Annotated in this window: 11 protein-coding genes and 1 pseudogene; 9 read left to right on the top strand and 3 right to left on the bottom strand. The window is 75.5% G+C overall.

Translation table 11 applies throughout. From position 1 onward, the window contains the following. Positions 1-90: 90 nt before the first annotated feature. Positions 91-225, top strand: a pseudogene (locus tag ACZ7RU_RS26230) (permease); the annotation flags it as partial. A 185-nt stretch (positions 226-410) separates the two neighbouring features. On the opposite strand, the gene ACZ7RU_RS26225 reads toward ACZ7RU_RS26230, so the two are convergent. Beyond that, a complete protein-coding gene (locus ACZ7RU_RS26225) occupies positions 411-1,364 on the bottom strand; it encodes a hypothetical protein (RefSeq protein ID WP_470343415.1) in 954 nt (317 codons plus the stop codon). Positions 1,365-1,408: 44 nt separating this feature from the next. Then, positions 1,409-1,690, bottom strand: coding sequence for a metal-sensitive transcriptional regulator (locus ACZ7RU_RS26220; RefSeq protein WP_470343414.1), 282 nt, complete (start codon positions 1,688-1,690; stop codon positions 1,409-1,411). Between the two features lie 252 nt (positions 1,691-1,942). Here ACZ7RU_RS26220 and ACZ7RU_RS26215 point away from each other — a divergent pair, with 252 nt between their 5' ends. Together ACZ7RU_RS26215 and ACZ7RU_RS26210 are read left to right on the top strand one after the other, a co-directional pair. Further along, positions 1,943-4,186, top strand: a complete 2,244-nt coding sequence (locus ACZ7RU_RS26215) for a heavy metal translocating P-type ATPase (RefSeq protein ID WP_470343413.1) — start codon at positions 1,943-1,945, stop codon at positions 4,184-4,186. 211 nt (positions 4,187-4,397) lie between these two features. Continuing rightward, the gene (locus tag ACZ7RU_RS26210; RefSeq protein ID WP_470343412.1) at positions 4,398-4,940 is read left to right on the top strand and encodes a hypothetical protein; all 543 of its coding nucleotides are present in this window, start codon (positions 4,398-4,400) and stop codon (positions 4,938-4,940) included. Here the strand turns inward: ACZ7RU_RS26210 and ACZ7RU_RS26205 are convergent. After that, on the bottom strand, positions 4,937-6,727 hold the full coding sequence (locus ACZ7RU_RS26205) for a serine/threonine protein kinase (protein ID WP_470343411.1): 1,791 nt from the start codon (positions 6,725-6,727) through the stop codon (positions 4,937-4,939). The two genes, ACZ7RU_RS26210 and ACZ7RU_RS26205, sit on opposite strands and share 4 nt — an antisense overlap. Positions 6,728-6,957: 230 nt before the next feature. Between ACZ7RU_RS26205 and ACZ7RU_RS26200 the strand changes: the two genes are divergently transcribed. From ACZ7RU_RS26200 to ACZ7RU_RS26175, 6 genes are all read left to right on the top strand, one after another. Then, positions 6,958-11,046: a hypothetical protein gene (locus ACZ7RU_RS26200; RefSeq protein WP_470343410.1), complete on the top strand. Its 4,089-nt coding sequence runs from the start codon at positions 6,958-6,960 to the stop codon at positions 11,044-11,046. Between the two features lie 153 nt (positions 11,047-11,199). Further along, positions 11,200-11,622, top strand: a complete 423-nt coding sequence (locus ACZ7RU_RS26195; protein ID WP_470343409.1) for a hypothetical protein — start codon at positions 11,200-11,202, stop codon at positions 11,620-11,622. Next, complete coding sequence (locus ACZ7RU_RS26190; RefSeq protein ID WP_470343408.1) at positions 11,619-12,431, top strand: nucleotide exchange factor GrpE; 813 nt, start codon at positions 11,619-11,621, stop codon at positions 12,429-12,431. The genes ACZ7RU_RS26195 and ACZ7RU_RS26190 overlap by 4 nt, the downstream gene beginning before the upstream one ends. Positions 12,432-12,462: 31 nt before the next feature. Beyond that, entirely contained in the window at positions 12,463-15,030 is a 2,568-nt protein-coding gene (locus tag ACZ7RU_RS26185) for an Hsp70 family protein (RefSeq protein ID WP_470343407.1), read from the top strand. Next, the gene (locus ACZ7RU_RS26180) at positions 15,027-15,431 is read left to right on the top strand and encodes a hypothetical protein (RefSeq protein WP_470343406.1); all 405 of its coding nucleotides are present in this window, start codon (positions 15,027-15,029) and stop codon (positions 15,429-15,431) included. Before ACZ7RU_RS26185 ends, ACZ7RU_RS26180 begins: the two co-directional genes overlap by 4 nt. Before the next feature lie 98 nt (positions 15,432-15,529). Beyond that, positions 15,530-15,769: a chaplin gene (locus ACZ7RU_RS26175; RefSeq protein ID WP_470343405.1), complete on the top strand. Its 240-nt coding sequence runs from the start codon at positions 15,530-15,532 to the stop codon at positions 15,767-15,769. The last annotated feature ends 115 nt before the right edge of the window (positions 15,770-15,884 follow it).

Genomic DNA, 15,884 nt, shown 5'->3' with positions numbered 1-15,884 from the left:
CCGCTCCCACTCCGCATCCGTTAGATCACCCCGCCCCATGCTCGAACCAACGAGCAAGGCAGGCGATAGTCACATGATCGGGCGGACAAGTCCTACACGACCTGGCTGAACATCGTCTTCCTGCTCCTGGCCGGGGCCTTGTCGGTCCGCTTCCTCCGCACCGGCGGCGCCCCGATGCTACGGATGATGGGAGGGAGTCCGGAGGCGGGCGACGACCACCAGTGACGGGCAAGGGGCATGCGCGAGAAGTCGGCTGGGCCGACTTCTCGCGCAGTGGTGTTCAGGTGTCGGGGAGTTCGCCGGTCTTGATGGCGGTGACGATGCTGTGCCCGCAATGGTCGCGGCCCGCACAGGGAAGGTGCCGGGCGATCGCTCCACGGATCGCCCGGCACCTTTCGTTCCGGCCCTGCTCAGTGCTGGTGGCCGCCCGCTTCCTCGGTGTGCTCGGTGGCGGGCGCGGCCGGGGCGGCGGCGGTGGCGGCCGGAGCCGGGAGGCCGTCCGTCGACAGGGTGAAGGCCGCGGTGCGGACGGTGTCCTGGTGCTTGAAGTCCAGGAAGAGCCGGTAGCTGCCGGTGCTCGGGGCGGTGGTGGTGAAGCCGATCTCCGGGCCCGGGGCGGTGGTGTCCGGGTGGACGTGCAGGTAGGCGAGGTCGCCGGCGCGCAGCGCGACGAGGTGGCCGTACGCGCCGAGGTAGGGCTGGAGGTCGGTGACCGGCCGGCCGTCCTTGGCGACGCTCAGGGTGAGCCGGCCGCTGTGCCCGGGGGTGAGGTCGCCGCCCAGGGTGACGGTGTAGCCGTCGACGGTGACGGTCCGTCCGGTCTGCGGGAGCGGGGCGGGCCGCAGGTCGCCCGCGGCGTGGAGGTCGGCGCCGAGGGTGAGGCCCTCGGCGGCGCCTGCCGGGGTGAAGTCCGCGAAGACCCGGTACTCCCCGGCGGTGGGCACGGCGGTCGGGGCGCTCCAGGTGCCGTCGGCGGCCAGCGTCGGGTGCAGGTGCTGGAAGGTCGACAGGTCGCGCGGGGCGACGATCAGGTGCAGGTCCTTCTCGTGCTGCCGCTGGTAGGCGGTGACGGGCTCGCCGTCCGTGCCGAGGATGCGGAAGCGCAGGTCGGTGGGGGAGCCGGCGGTCACGAAGGGGGTGTCGACGCTGAGCGTGTAGCCGCGTTCGGAGATCTGGAGCCCGCCGGGCAGGTGCTCGGCGGGGGCGGCGGAGGTGCCACCGCCCGCGTCGTGCCCCGCGTGCCCCGCGTGCGCGGCGGGCTTGGGGGAGGGCCCGCCGCCGGCGGCGTGGCCGACGCCGAGGGCGAGGCCGAAGGCGGCGGCGAGTCCGGCGGTGAAGGCGGTGATGCGCAGCGGGGTGTTCATGGCGGGTTCTCCTCGGGCGGTGGTACGGACGGAAGCGGGAGGGCTCAGGCCCGCATGAGCCGGGCGATGGCCTGGGAGGCCTCGGCGACCTTGGCGTCGGCCTCGGCGCCGCCGCCCGCGATGGCGTCGTGGACGCAGTGGGCGAGGTGGGAGTCGAGCAGTTGCAGGGCGACGGACTGGAGGGCCTTGGTGGCGGCCGAGACCTGGGTCAGGGTGTCGATGCAGTAGGTGTCGGTGTCGACCATGCGCTGGAGGCCGCGGATCTGGCCCTCGACGCGGCGCAGCCGGCGTAGGAGCTGGTCCTTGTCGGAGTGGTAGCCGGCCATGGGGCCCTCCTCGGGATTCCGGCGGGGAAGTGGGCGGGCGGGGACTGCGCGGCCCCGGCTCGATGCTCCGAGTGAATACCCCTTGGGGGTATAAGTCAAGCGGTGGCCGGCGCCCTGAAAAATACCTCCTGGGGGTACCGCCAATGCTTGCCATCGATACCCCTCGGGGGTATAAATGAGCTCAGCACCGCCTGATACCCCAGCTGGGTATGAGGTAATGAAGGTCCGGGATCACTGGCACGAGGAGCGACGATGACTACGCAGGCACCCGCCTCCGCGGAGGTGGAACTCTCGATCGGCGGAATGACGTGCGCCTCCTGCGCGGCCCGGATCGAGAAGAAGCTCAACCGGATGGACGGCGTCACGGCCAGCGTCAACTACGCCACCGAGAAGGCGAAGGTCTCCTTCGAGGGCGGTGTCGAGGTCGCCGACCTGATCGCCACGGTCGAGGCCACCGGCTACACCGCGGCGCTGCCCAAGCCCCCGGTCACCGAGGGCGCGGGCGGCGAGCACGCCGAGCCGGCCGACGAACTGGCCCCGCTGCGCCAGCGGCTCTTCACGGCGGTGGGGCTCGCGCTGCCGGTGATCGCGATGGCGATGGTGCCGGCCCTCCAGTTCGACAACTGGCAGTGGCTGTCGCTGACCCTCGCTGCGCCGGTCGTCACCTACGCCGCCTGGCCGTTCCACCGGGCCGCGTTCACCAACGCCCGGCACGGCGCCGCGACCATGGACACCCTGGTGTCGCTCGGCACCGGCGCCGCGTTCCTCTGGTCGCTGTGGGCGCTGTTCTTCGGCGACGCCGGGATGCCGGGCATGCGGCACGGCTTCGAGTTCACCATCGCCCGCACCGACGGCTCGTCCAACATCTACCTGGAGGCGGCGGCCGGCGTCACCGCCTTCATCCTGGCCGGCCGCTACTTCGAGGCGCGCTCCAAGCGCACCGCCGGGGCCGCGCTCAAGGCGCTGCTGGAACTGGGCGCCAAGGACGTGACGGTGCTGCGCGGCGGCGCCGAGGTGCGCGTCCCGGTCGCGGACCTCGCCGTGGGCGACCGCTTCGTGGTCCGGCCGGGCGAGAAGATCGCCACCGACGGGGTGGTGGTGGAGGGCGCCTCGGCGGTGGACGCCTCGATGCTGACCGGCGAGTCCGTCCCGGTCGAGGTCGGGGTCGGGGACGGCGTCACCGGCGCCACCGTCAACGCGGGCGGACGCCTGGTGGTCGAGGCCACCCGGGTCGGCGCGGACACCCAGCTGTCCCGGATGGCCAGGCTGGTCGAGGACGCGCAGAACGGCAAGGCCGCCGCGCAGCGCCTCGCGGACCGGATCTCCGCGGTCTTCGTGCCGATCGTGATCACCCTCGCGGTGGCCACCCTCGGCTACTGGCTGGGCACCGGCGAGGGCTGGACCGCCGCCTTCACGGCAGCCGTGGCCGTACTGATCATCGCCTGCCCGTGCGCCCTCGGCCTGGCCACCCCGACCGCCCTGCTGGTCGGCACCGGCCGCGGCGCCCAGCTGGGCGTCCTGATCAAGGGCCCGGAGGTCCTGGAGTCCACCCGCAAGGTCGACACCATCGTCCTGGACAAGACCGGCACCGTCACCACCGGCCAGATGACCCTGCTCGCCGTCCACACCACCGACACCACCACCGAGGCCGAGGTGCTGCGCCTGGCCGGCGCCCTGGAGCACGCCTCCGAGCACCCGATCGCCCGGGCGGTCGCCACCGCCGCCGCCAAGGCCGGCGAACTGCCCGCCGTCGAGGGCTTCGAGAACGTCCCGGGCCTCGGTGTCCAGGGCGTGGTGGACGGCCACGCCGTGGTCGCGGGCCGGGAGGCCCTGCTGAACGAGTGGTCGCAGCAGCTGCCCGAGGCGCTGGCCGAGGCCAAGCGCACCGCCGAGGCGGCCGGCCGCACCGCGATCGCGGTCGGCTGGGACGGCGAGGCCCGGGCCGTGCTGGAGGTCGCCGACGCGGTCAAGCCGACCAGCGCCGAGGCCATCGGCAAGCTGCGCGCCCTGGGCCTGACCCCGGTGCTGCTGACCGGCGACAACCGGCTGGTCGCCGAGGCCGTGGCGGCCGAGGTCGGCATCGGGCCGGAGCACGTGATCGCCGAGGTCATGCCGCAGGACAAGGTCGACACCGTCAAGCGGTTGCAGGCCGAGGGCAGGGTCGTCGCGATGGTCGGCGACGGCGTCAACGACGCGGCCGCGCTCGCCCAGGCCGACCTGGGCCTGGCGATGGGCACCGGCACCGACGCCGCGATCGAGGCCGGCGACCTGACCCTGGTCCGCGGCGACCTGCTGGCCGCCGCCGACGCCATCCGGCTCTCCCGCAGGACGCTGAGCACCATCAAGAGCAACCTGTTCTGGGCCTTCGGCTACAACGTGGCCGCCCTGCCGCTGGCCGCGGCCGGTCTGCTCAACCCGATGATCGCGGGGGCCGCGATGGCCTTCTCCTCGGTCTTCGTGGTCGGCAACAGCCTCCGGCTGCGCCGCTTCCGCTGAGCCACCGCTGCGCCGCTCCGCCGGTCCGCCGCAGGGCCGAGGCCCCGGAACCCCACCGCCAGGGTTCCGGGGCCCCGCCGTGTCCCGGACCGGCGGGAACCGGGGCCCGCTCGCGTACCGGCGGCCCGCAGGCGGACCGGGGCCCGCCGCACCAGGCCGTCGGGGACCCTGGCCGGCCGAGGCGGACCGGCCGGGAGTTAGAGTCCGAACCATGGACGAAGACACCGAGTTCCGGCACCGGATCGCCGGCCTCCTGCCGGACGACGCCGCCCAGGGGGTCGAGGACTGCTGGGCGATCGGGGAGCAGGAGTGCGGGATCGAACTGCTGGTCGAGGGCCTGCTGGCCCGCCAGATCCCGATCGGCGGCACGGACCGGGCACGGATCTCCGTGCTGGCCGAGGAGTGGGGGCAGCGCGAGCGGCTCACCCCCGGCCTCCTGCGCTGCCCGGGCGACGGCGCGCCCTCTCCGGTACGGCTGCTGGACGGCGAGCGCGACGAGGCCGAGACGGTGACGGGCTGGAGCGAGCCGGAGCTGGTCGGCCTGGTGCTGGTGCCGTGGGTCGGCTGCACCCGCTGCGGCCGGACCCTGCTGCGCGCCCACGGCTGGGAGGCCTGGGACGACTACTCGTACCTCGCCGAGCACTACGTGATCAGCACGCCGGCCGGCGACCGGGCCGAGCGGATCCTCCCGCCGGACGCCGCCGCAGCGGCCTTCGCCGAACTGCTCCACGGCTGCCCGGCAGAGACGCGCTAACCCTGCTCCGGCAGCTCCACCGCCTGCCAGCGGTACGCCGCGTCCTCCTGCCACACCTGCAACTCGCCCTCCACCACCGCCGCCAGGCACAGCCGCCAGTCGTCGCCCATGGTCAGCGCCACCCGGGTGGCCGGGCGCAGCGTCGGCCGCCACCAGCGCGGCCGCCGGGAGGCGCCGCCGGCCGGCAGCCGCAGCCGTACGCCGCCCGCGCCGGCCAGCGCCAGCGTCGGGCCGCCGCGGTGGCCGACCATGGCGATGCCGAGCGAGGGCTCGCCGTCGCCGATCTCGGTTCCCGCCCCGGCCGCGCCGAGGGTGTGCAACTGGACCGAGCCGTCCGGCCGCAGCGTGGCGGCCTGCGTCCCGGCGGAGGTGCGGGCCAGCGCCCCGGCGCGCAGCGGGCCGGGCGGGCCCACCGGGAGGGGCCGTCCGGCGCCTCCGGGCCGCCAGCTCAGCACCCGCTCGCGGTGCTCGACCAGCAGCAGCCAGGCGCCGGGCCGTTCCTCCTCGGCGGCGAGCACCCGGTCGGCCGGGCAGCCGGGGTGCTCCTGGCCGGTGAGGGTGCGGCCGGGCGCCCAGCGGTAGGAGCGCAGCGCGCCGCCGGCCGCCGTCCAGACGGTCATCTCCCCGGCCGAACCGACCGCGCCCGCCAGGCCGTTGACCCCGCGTGCCGCCTCCCACCAGCCGCCCGCCGTACCGACCCACAGGGTGCCGCCGCGGTCCTCGGCGCAGACCACCAGCTCGCCCTGCGGCCCGGCCCAGCCGGCCGTCAACTCCCTTACGGAGGACGGGCCCTGGCCGGACGGCAGCCGTCGGCCGAGGTGGCCGGGGCCGGCCAGCGCGGTGCCGTCGGCGCCGCCGGTGACCACCAGCGGCCGCCCGGCCGGGTCGGGCAGCACGGCCAGGCCCGCGGTACGGGCCACCGGCCGGTGGGCGCGCAGCAGTTCACGTCCCCGGGCGGCCCACGGCCCGAGCGGGGAGGGGCGGCGGTCCGGTTCGCGGGCCAGCGGCTCGCAGGCCCAGCGCGCCAACTCCTCGCTGTAGCCGGCCGCCAGCAGCTCGGCGCGGGCCTGCTCGGCGGCCAGCCGGTGGTCCAGCCGGCCGTGGTCGGGCAGCAGCAGGACGCGGACGAGGGTGCCGACCGCGAACAGGTCCTTGGCGGTGGTCGGGAAGCCGCCCACCTGCTCGGCCTCCGGCGGGACGTGCCCGGGGGTGAACACCGCGACGGTCAGGGTGTGGTCCAGCGGGGCGAGGAAGGTCAGGTCGATCAGCTTGACCTGCCCCTGGTCGTCCACCAGGACGTTGGCGGGGGAGATGTCGCGGTGCACCCAGCGCTTGCGGTGCAGTTCGTCGACGATCCGGCAGAGCCGGGTCAGCACTTCGGCGACCGCCGGCGGGCCGCCGCGCTGGCCGCGCGCCCAGGTGTGCAGCGGCGCGCCCTCGACCCAGGGCGAGATCTGGTAGCCCAGCAGCGCGCTGCCGGGCGGGGTGCCGGGCCGGTGCGGGGAGGGGCCGAGCAGGAAGCTGGGCACCACCAGGTCGTTGACGCCCAGTCGGTGCGCGTTGTGCGAGACGTCGTCCCAGCGGCCGAGCCAGCGCCGCACCTCGGCCGGGTCCCGCTCCAGCATGATCTTCGCGGCGACGAGTTCCTTGCGCCCGTTGTGCCCGGTGCGCACCGCCCGCCACACCTCGGCCTCGCCGCCCCGGTGGTGGAACTCCAGGAGCTCGTACTGCTCGGGGTCGAACTCCGGCCCGAACCGGAGGCCGGGCACCCAACGCGACTCGGACACACGACCCCCGACGCTTCTGACCGCTGGTGACGCGCTGTTGGCGCGCTGCTGCTGTGCTGTGGTCCTGCTGTTGATGTGATGTCCAGGATAGTGCTCTCTCCTGTTCGTCCGTCCGACCGAGGGCCTATTCTGATGGCGCTCGAGCAACATCACGACATGACGTCAACTCATGATCGCTCAACGTCAGTTGATCATGAGATGGGTGGTGTCCGAACTCAGGGGGACGGTGCATGGCACTGATAGCGGTGCTGCTGGTCGTGATGGCGCTGGTCGGTGCGGTCGCCGTCGTCCTGGTCCGCCGGCGGGCGCTGGACGCCGCGGCGGTGGCGAAGGCCCTGGCGGCGGCCGCCGAACGGCTCGCCGCCGGACAGGCGGCCCAGGCCCGCCGCCGCTACGCCCGGCTGGCCCGCCGGCTCGCCGACGCACCCGAGGAACTGCGCCCCCAGCGCGGCCTCGCGCTGCTCGGCCAGGCCGAGGCCACCATCCCCACCGGCGACCAGCAGGCCACCCTCGCCCTGCACCGCGAGGCCTACCCGCTGCTCGCCGACCCGGCCCGGCAGCTGCCCCGGTGGAGCCTGCGCCGCCTCGCCGAGGAGCGGATGACGGCCTCCGACGGCGACCTCGGCCCGCTGTTCGCCTTCCTCCAGGCCACCGCCGCCGGCACCGAACCCGGCGAGGAGGCCGAGGCCGCCGCCCGTACCGTCGACTGGTTGCAGCGCCGCTGCCGCGACGGCGCCCCCGACCAGCGCGAGCACGTCACCGCCCGCGCCCTGGCCGCCCTGCCCGGCCGGGACTGGCCGGTGCTCGCCCGGGCCGCCCTGCTGAGCGCCACCGATCGGGCCGCCGAGGCCGAGGCCCTGCTCGCCGCCGCGGCCCCCGCCGGAAGCGGTGAACTCTGGTTCCGCTGGGGCGCCCAGCTCTACACCCTGCACCGCGACGAACCCGCCGTCACCGCCTTCGACGAGGCACTGCGCCGCGGCCCCGGCGACCCCTCCCCGTGGGGGCGCGGCCCGGCCCTGCGCACCGACGGCCTGCTCTTCCGCGGCCTGGCCCGCCAGCGCCTCGGCGCCACCGAGGAGGCCTGGGCCGACCTCGCGGCCGCCACCGGCGAGAGCCCGACCGACCCCCGCCCCCGCTACGCCCTCGGCCGGCTCGCCCTGCTGCTCGGCGCCGACGAGCAGGCCCGGGAGCAGTTCACCGCGGCCCTGACCGTCCAACCCGACTTCGCCCCGGCCCGGTTCGGCCTCGCCCTGGTCCACGAACGGGCCGAGCGCTTCGCCGAGGCCGCCGCCGACTACCGGGCCGGCCTCGGCGGGGCCCCCGCCTGGCGCCCCGCCAGGGTCCGGCTCGGCGCCGCCCTGCTCGCCGCCGGGCAGGCCGAGGAGGCCGAACCGATCCTGCGCGCCGAGGCCGACACCGAACCGGGCACCCGCTGGACCGCCGTCGCCGCCTTCCACCACGGCCTCGCCCTCGCCCGCACCGACGACCCGGCCGGCGCCCTCGCCCGCTGGGAGGCGCTGGACGACGAGGACCTGGACCCGCGCCGGGCCCTGGCCCGCGACCGGCTCGCCCGTACCCGGCTGGCCACCGACCCGACGGCCGCCCGCGAACTCTGGCAGCGGGCCGCCGCCGAGCACCCGGCCGCCCCCGGCTACCGCACCGCGCTGCGCGAGGCCGCCCTGCGCGAGGCCGCCCACCTGCTGGTCGCCGGCCGCGACCACGCCGAGCCGCGCCGCCGGGCCGCCGCCGCGCTCGCCCTCGCCGACACCCTGCCCGGCGCCCTCACCCACCGCCAGGCCCGGCTGCGCGCCGCCCTCGCCCTGACCGAGGGCACCCCGGAGCCGGTCGCCACCCTGCTCGACGCCGGCAGCGGCCTGCGCGACCGCTACCACCTGGCCGCCGTCGCCCTGCTGGCGGGCCGTCCGGCCCGGACGATCGCCCTGCTCGGCCCGCCCGACCCGGCCGGCGACCCGGCGACCGCCCGGCTGCGCGCCCTGCTCGCCGAACGGGCCGGCAACTGGGCCGCCGCCCTGGACTGGTACCGGCACTTCCTGGCCTCCGGTACGGCGGCGGGCACGGCGCCGACCGGCGACTGCGCGCTCTGCGACCGCCCCGCCGCCGCCACCTGCGGCGGCTGCGGCCGCGAGGCGTGCCCCGACCACCAGCACGCCCCCGAGGCCGCCGCCTCGCCCCGCTGCGTCCACTGCGCCGCCCCCGCGCTGCGCGCCGTCCTCGACTGCGCCCGCCGGGCCGGCACCCCCGAGGAAGCCGAACCCGTGCTCGCCCGCTGGGCCGAGGCTTTCGGCGACGGCGCCGCCGGCGCGCCCGTCCGGACCGACCTCGCCCTGCTGCGCGCCGAACTCGGCCGACCGGACGAAGCGCTGGCCGGCCTGCCCGAGGACGCCCGGGAGGCCCGCGCCGCCGTCCTGGTCCGCCGGGCCGGCGCCGCCCTCGCCGCCGACCGGCCCGGCCCGGCCGCCGTCGACCTGCGCGAGGCCCTCCGACTGGCCCCCGGCCAGGAGCGGGCGGCCGGCGCCCTCGTCCTGCTCGCCGAGCACGAGGCCCACCAGGCCGCCCTCGACGGCCGCCACCGGGAGGCCTGGGACGGCTACCGCGCGCTGCTGCTCGACGACCCGGCCCACCCCCGGCTGCTGCACGCGCTCGGCCTGGCCGGCTACCGTCTCGCGGCCGGCGCCGACACCCCCGACGAGGAGGTCTGGGACTGGACGCTCGGCTGCCTGGTCGCCGCCCTGCACCAGCCCGACCTGTGGGCCGAGTCCGCACGGATCACCGGCCGCACCCCCGAACCCCAGCGGCTGGCCGCCGCCCGCACCGGGCTGCTCGACCGGCTCCGCGACGACCTGCGCGCCCTGGACCGGGCCGCCGGGCTCAGCGGCGACGAGGTCACCGCCTGGACGCTGCGCCTCGGCATGGAGACGCACTGCGCGGACGCCTTCGCCCAGGAGGACGTCCGGATCACCCTGCCCGGCCGCCCGGCCCGCCGCCTCGCGCTCGGCCCCGCCCTCGACCGGCTGCTCCGCGCCGAGCCCGGCCCGGCCGGCTGGGCCGAGGCCTTCGAGCAGGCCGTCCGGCCCTGGCGGCGGCCCGCCGGCCTGGAGGCGCCCGCGCCCGTCCGGGCCCTCGGCCTGTTCGGCGACCTCGGGCCGCAGCGCTACCTCCAGCTCCAGGGCCGGCAGGCCGCCGCCGTCGCCGCCCTGGACGCGGTGCCCGAGCAGCGGCGCGGCGAGGACTGGCGGGCGCTGCTCGGCGAGTCCCTGGTCAGCCAGGCCCGCGAGCACCACCGCAACCAGGACTGGCGCGAGGCCCTGGACAGCCTCACCCGAGCCCGCTCCGTCCCCGGCGCCCGGCTGCCCGCCGACGCCGCCGCGATCGCCGCCGAGTCCGGCGTACGGGCTGCCCGCGCCCTGCTCAAGAACAGCCTGGACGACCAGGCCGGCGCCGCCGAACTCCTGGAGAAGGCCCTGGCGTTGGCCCCCGACGACCCCGAGGTGCGGGGCGACCTCGGCGCCACCTACGCGCAGTGGGCACGCAAGATCAACAACGAGGACAAGGACTACCCCCGCGCCCTCGCCCTGCTGGAGAAGAGCATGGAGCTGGCGCCCGGCGACCCGACCGCCCGGCACTTCCTGGAGGCCGCCCTCGGCAACCGGGCCGGCCAGCTCAGCCGCCCCGACGCCACCGACGCGGAACTGGAGGAGGCCGCCGAGGCCTGGCGGGCGCTGATCGACCTCAACCCCGACCCGGACCACCGGCTCGGCCTCGCCTTCGTGCTGCGCCACCTCGCCCGCTCGGCCGCCTTCGCCGACGACCGCCGACGGGCCGTCGAGCGGATGGCCGAGGCGCTGCGCGCCGACCCGGAGTGGGAGGGCGCGGTCGACCAGGAGGCCCCGCGCCGGGTCTCGGTGATGCTCGCCAACCACGTGCTGGACGCCATGCAGGACCAGCCGTTCACCGCCCAGGCCGCGATGCTCCAGAAGGCCAGGTCCTACGACGACTCGGCCGACATCCGCCGGCTGATGGTCAGCGTCTGGCGCGGCGAGGCGATCGGCCACTACGAGGCCCGCCGCTACCCCGAGGCGGTCCGGCTGCTGGAGGAGGCCCTCGGCCTGTCCCGCACCCCGGAGGACACCGGCAAGCTGCACCGCGAACTCGGCATCGTCTACGGCTCGTTCGCCGTCCAGCGGGCCAACGCCCGGCAGCTGCGCGAGGCCCGTGACCTGGCCCGCAAGGCCGTCGAGTACAGCCCGGACGACGCCGAGCTGCGGGCCATGCAGAGGCGGATCAACTCGCTCTACTGACGGCAACCGCACAGCAGTTGGCGTCGTCCTAGACCGTACGTCGCAGTCCGCAGTCCGCAGTCCGCAGTCCCCAGCCCGCAGCCGCAGCCGGAGCCGCGGCCCCGCCGCCACCCGGGGCCGTCCCCGCCACCGTGAGGAGAGAGACCGCCCGCCATGCCACTGCACGAACCGTCGCCGTACGAGGTCCTGGGCATCCCGCTCACGGCCGGCGTGCGCGAGATCAACCTCGCCGTCGGACCGGCGATGCGGGCCGGCCGGTACAGCCGCCAGCAGATCCAGGAGGCCGCCGCGCTGCTGCGCAACCCGGACCGGCGCCTGGAGGCGGACCTCCAGCAGCCCCTTCCGCCGGAGCCGGTCGACCAGGCCGCCGAACTGCTCGCCCCGGCGCTGGCCGAACCGCTGCTGGTGATCGAGCGCCCGCCGCTGCCGCCCGCCGGCCTGTCCGTCCTCCACCGGGCCGAGCTGGCCGCCGACTTCGCCGAGCCCGCCCCCGGCGGCGCCGACCCCGAACCGCCCGTCCCCGCCCGCTACGCGGCCGACCTGTCCGTGCTGCCGCAGATCGAGGTACCCGAATGACCGACGCACCCGCCGACGCGTCCACCGAAGCGCCCACCACAGCCCTGCCCGACGGCCACCGGCCGCTGGAGGTCCCGCCCGGCATCGAGGAGGTCGACCTGGAGCAGGCCTTCGGCCGGCTGCTCTTCCGGGCCTCCCTGCTGGGGAGCAAGCTGACCGAGCAGAAGCAGGCCGCCCGGGCCGAGCAGCGTGAACTGCTGGGCATCCTGGTCGAGGTGGACGACGCGCTCGCCGCCCTCGGCCTGGACCGCGAGCTGGTGGCGCTCGGCCGCGGCGCCGGCCTGGAGGCCACCCGGCGGCGGCTGCTCGGGCAGCTCGCCAAGGCCAAGGTGCGGCCGATGCGGCTGGAGGGCATGACGGCCGACCCGGACCTCACCGAGATCGTGGGCACCGAGCCCCGGTCCGGGGTGGCGCCGGAGACGGTGGTGCGGACGGTGGTGACCGGGTTCTTCTGGGGGGACGAGGTGCTGCGCCGGGCCCAGGTGGTGGTCGCCGCACCGGAGCCGGACCCGGAGCCGGGACCCCGGGAGCCGGTGGGGGACTACGTGCTCCCGGAGCCGGCGGACGCCGCACCGGGGGTGCCGGGGGCCGTCGCCGCCGAACCCGCGGTGCCTGGGACACCCGAGGCACCCGAGATGCCCGAGACACCCGAAGCCGGCGAGGACGACCCGTCCGCCGCCGTCACCGCCGCCGTCACCGCCATCGCCGCGCCGGTCACCCGCGCCCAGCCCAAGGCGGCCCCGCCCCGGGCCCGCCGCCGGGAAAAGGCCGTGGCCAAGCAGGCCAAGCAGGCCAAGCGCAAGAAGTAGCCAGGACCACGAGGGGCAAGAGGGGAACGACATGTACCGCACACTCGGCATCGACCTGGGGACCACCAACTCGGTGGTCGCCCACCTGCGCCGGGGCGAGCCGGAGATCATCTTCAACCGGCAGAACCAGGAGGCCACGCCCTCCGTGGTCGGCAGCGGCCGCAAGGGCGAGCTGCTGGTGGGCTCCACCGCGCGCAGCCGGATCGCCATCGACGGCGCCAACGTGATCCGCTCGGTCAAGCGCTTCATGGGCCGCAAGTTCAAGGACCCGCAGGTCCAGGCGGCCCTGAAGGAGGTGGACTACAAGGTCACCGCGGGCACCGACGGCGACGTCAACGTCTGGTTCAACGGCCGCTCGTACACCCCGATCGAGATCTCCGCGATCATCCTGCACCGCCTCAAGGAGGACGCCGAGCAGCGCTTCGGCGAGCCCTTCCCCCGGGCCGTCATCACCGTTCCCGCGTACTTCGGCGAGCGGCAGGTCGCGGCCACCCAGGAGGCGGGCCGGATGGCCGGCCTGCACGTGCTGCGGATCATCAACGAGCCGACCGCCGCCGCCCTCGCGTACGGCATCACCTCGGAGGCGGGCGACGAGGGCAGGACCGTCCTGGTCTACGACCTGGGCGGCGGCACCTTCGACATCTCGATCCTGCTGCTGGTGCCCGGCTCGGTCTCGGTGCTCGGCATCGAGGGCGACAACCTGCTCGGCGGCGACGACTTCGACCGCGGGATCACCACCGCGCTGCTGGAGGACATCCGCGAGGAGTACGGCTCGGAGTACCAGCCGGACCTGCGCGACCGTCCGAAGATCGCCGCCACCGCCGAGACCATCAAGATCGAGCTCTCCAACCAGGAGTCCTCCGAGGTCATCCTGCCGGGCCTGGGCGCCGGGCAGCTGGTGCTGGAGACGGAGTTCGAGCGGGCCCGCTTCGAGGAGCTGATCGAGTCCCGGATCGAGCGCACCATCGAGCTGACCCACAAGGCCATCATGCAGGCCAACCTGACCGTCGGGGACATCGACGAGGTGGTGCTGGTCGGCGGTTCGACCGCGATCCCGCTGGTCGCCCGCCGGCTCGGCGAGGTCTTCGGCCCCCGCCGGATCCGGCGCGGCGTCAACCCGATGCAGTGCGTGGCGCTCGGCGCGGCCGTGCAGTCGGCGCTGGTCGGCGAGGTGGAGTGCCCCGAGTGCCGGGCCCCCGGCGACCTGTCCGCCTCAAACTGCGCCAACTGCGCCACAAGCCTGCTCGGCGGCGCCCGGGTCTCCTGCCCGACCTGCCACATCCCGGTCGACGCCGACGCCGCCGCCTGCCCCAAGTGCGACCAGGCGCTGGACGGTTCGGGCGGCGGCGCGACGATCCCGCGGCAGACCGGCACCACCGCCGTGGTGCACGGCGGCAACTGCCCGCGCTGCGGCACCCCGGCCGCCCCCGGCGTCACCGCCTGCGAACTGTGCGGCGAGGCGCTCAACTCGGCCGCCCCCGGACACACCAAGGTGGCCACCACCGCCGCCGAGGACGTCGGCCTGCGCTGCGCGTCCTGCGGTGTGGTCAACCCGCCCGGCTGCGAGGTCTGCCCGGGCTGCGGCGAGCTGGCGCAGGTCACCAACCCGTTCGACATCACCCCGAAGAACCTCGGCATCGAGCTGAACGACGGCCGGCTCGCCGTCATCATCCCCAAGAACACCAGCTACCCGACGAGTTCACCGGTCAGCCGGGAGTTCGTGGTCTCCGGCAGCGGCCGGCAGCGGCTGGAGGTCGCGGTCTACGAGGGCGAGCACGAGATCGCCCAGCAGAACGAGCTGATCGGCCACCTCACCCTGCGGCTGCCCGAGGGCCTGGGCGGCCGCACCCCGGTGGAGGTCTCCTTCGGCCTCGACCGGGACCGCACCATCACCCTGTCGGTGCGGATCCAGGGTGGCGCCGAGAAGACCGTCAAGCTGGAGCGGGTCACCCTCGACCCCGAGCTGAAGGTGCAGGTCGAGGAGCAGCAGCGGCAGATCGAGACCTTCACCGACCGCTGGGGCGGCGAGCTGACCGAGGCCGAGATGCGCGAGGCCCAGCGGCTGATGGACACCCTGGACGACCTGGCGGCCGGGCAGACCCGCGGCCAGTCCGTGGACGCCGCGCTGGAGCGGGCCCAGCAGCAGCTCAAGGCCCAGCGCTGGGTGCGCGGTTCCGAGGCGTACCTGAGCCTGTTCATCCACTACTGCGAGAAGCACCTCGACCCGAGCGACCTGGACCGGCTGCGGTCGGTGGCCGCCGAGCTGCGGCTGCGCCGCGAGGCCGCCGACTGGGAGGGCGCGGTGCGCGCGGCCCAGAAGGCGGACGAGCTGTGCGACGCGCTCGGGCACACCATGCGGATGCTCACCATGTGCAACGTCTACGTGACGCAGAACATGGTCTCGCCCGCGCTGGCCCAGCTGATCATGGCCGAGCTGCGCGGGCTGGACGCGGCTGTGGAGGCGCCGAACATGGCGGACGTCAACACCCACATGTCGAACCTGCTGGCCCTCTACGCGCAGGCGCAGCGGGAGCTGGGCAGCGAGCCGGCCCAGGAGTCGCTCGGCCCGGTCCGGCCGGAGGAGGCGGGGCCGCGATGAGCGCCGTGGAAGCCGTGGAAGCCGGGGAAGGCGTGGAGGCCGGGGAAGCCGTGGGAGGCGTGGAAGCAGTGGAGGCCCCGCAGCCCCTGGGGGCGCCCGAGGTGCCCTGTCCGCTGTGCAGGGTGCCCGCGGACCCGGGGACCCTGCGCTGCCCGTCCTGCCGGGAGGACCTGTCGGTGCTGTTCCGGCTGCGTTACGCCGGACGGATCGACTACAACCGGGCGCTGGAGGCCCTGACGGCCGGTGACGGGGCGCTCGCCCTCGGGCTGCTGCACCGTGCGGTGGCCGCCGAGCCGGGGCTGCGTCCGGCCCGGGAGCTGCTGGGATCACTGAGCGTCGCCGCTCCGGCGGTCCCGGCGCCGGAGGGCCGGGAGGGCGGTCGGGAGGGCGACACTCCCTAGGACGGGCCAATCCGGCGTGCGGCGGACCGGATCGCTTGTGATCGTAAGCGAGTGTGATCGTCACACTTCGAACCGCCCTGCTCACAAGGAGCGACGCAATGCGTATGCGTACCACCCTCGCCGCCACCGCCCTGACCGCGGCGGCGGTCCTCGCCGGAACCGGGACCGCCTTCGCCGGCAGCGCCACCGCCAACGGTGCCGCCATCGGCTCGCCCGGCATCCTGTCCGGCAACGTGATCCAGGTCCCGATCAACCTGGAGGCCAACGTCTGCGGGAACTCGATCAACGTCATCGGGCTCCTCAACCCGGCGTTCGGCAACATCTGCATCAACCAGTGACCCCGCGCGCCGGGGCCGTCCGTCGAACCCGACGGGCGGCCCCGGCGCCGTGTCGGTACCCCCGTTCGGGGGTGGCGGAGCGGGGCACGGGCCGCGACCATGGTCCCTGTCCCGC

The organism is Kitasatospora sp. NPDC114501, assembly GCF_055633695.1.
The sequence above is the reverse complement of the archived record's forward strand: the minus strand, read 5'-3'. Positions and strand labels throughout refer to the sequence as shown.

Bases quoted from the DNA above. Each gene is read 5' to 3' on its own strand.
- ACZ7RU_RS26190 (WP_470343408.1), top strand. From the start codon at position 11,619: ATGACCGACGCACCCGCCGACGCGTCCACCGAAGCGCCCACCACAGCC.
- ACZ7RU_RS26185 (WP_470343407.1), top strand. From the start codon at position 12,463: ATGTACCGCACACTCGGCATCGACCTGGGGACCACCAACTCGGTGGTC.
- ACZ7RU_RS26220 (WP_470343414.1), bottom strand. From the start codon at position 1,690: ATGGCCGGCTACCACTCCGACAAGGACCAGCTCCTACGCCGGCTGCGC.
- ACZ7RU_RS26225 (WP_470343415.1), bottom strand. From the start codon at position 1,364: ATGAACACCCCGCTGCGCATCACCGCCTTCACCGCCGGACTCGCCGCC.
- ACZ7RU_RS26195 (WP_470343409.1), top strand. From the start codon at position 11,200: ATGCCACTGCACGAACCGTCGCCGTACGAGGTCCTGGGCATCCCGCTC.
- ACZ7RU_RS26200 (WP_470343410.1), top strand. From the start codon at position 6,958: ATGGCACTGATAGCGGTGCTGCTGGTCGTGATGGCGCTGGTCGGTGCG.
- ACZ7RU_RS26180 (WP_470343406.1), top strand. From the start codon at position 15,027: ATGAGCGCCGTGGAAGCCGTGGAAGCCGGGGAAGGCGTGGAGGCCGGG.
- ACZ7RU_RS26210 (WP_470343412.1), top strand. From the start codon at position 4,398: ATGGACGAAGACACCGAGTTCCGGCACCGGATCGCCGGCCTCCTGCCG.
- ACZ7RU_RS26175 (WP_470343405.1), top strand. From the start codon at position 15,530: ATGCGTATGCGTACCACCCTCGCCGCCACCGCCCTGACCGCGGCGGCG.
- ACZ7RU_RS26215 (WP_470343413.1), top strand. From the start codon at position 1,943: ATGACTACGCAGGCACCCGCCTCCGCGGAGGTGGAACTCTCGATCGGC.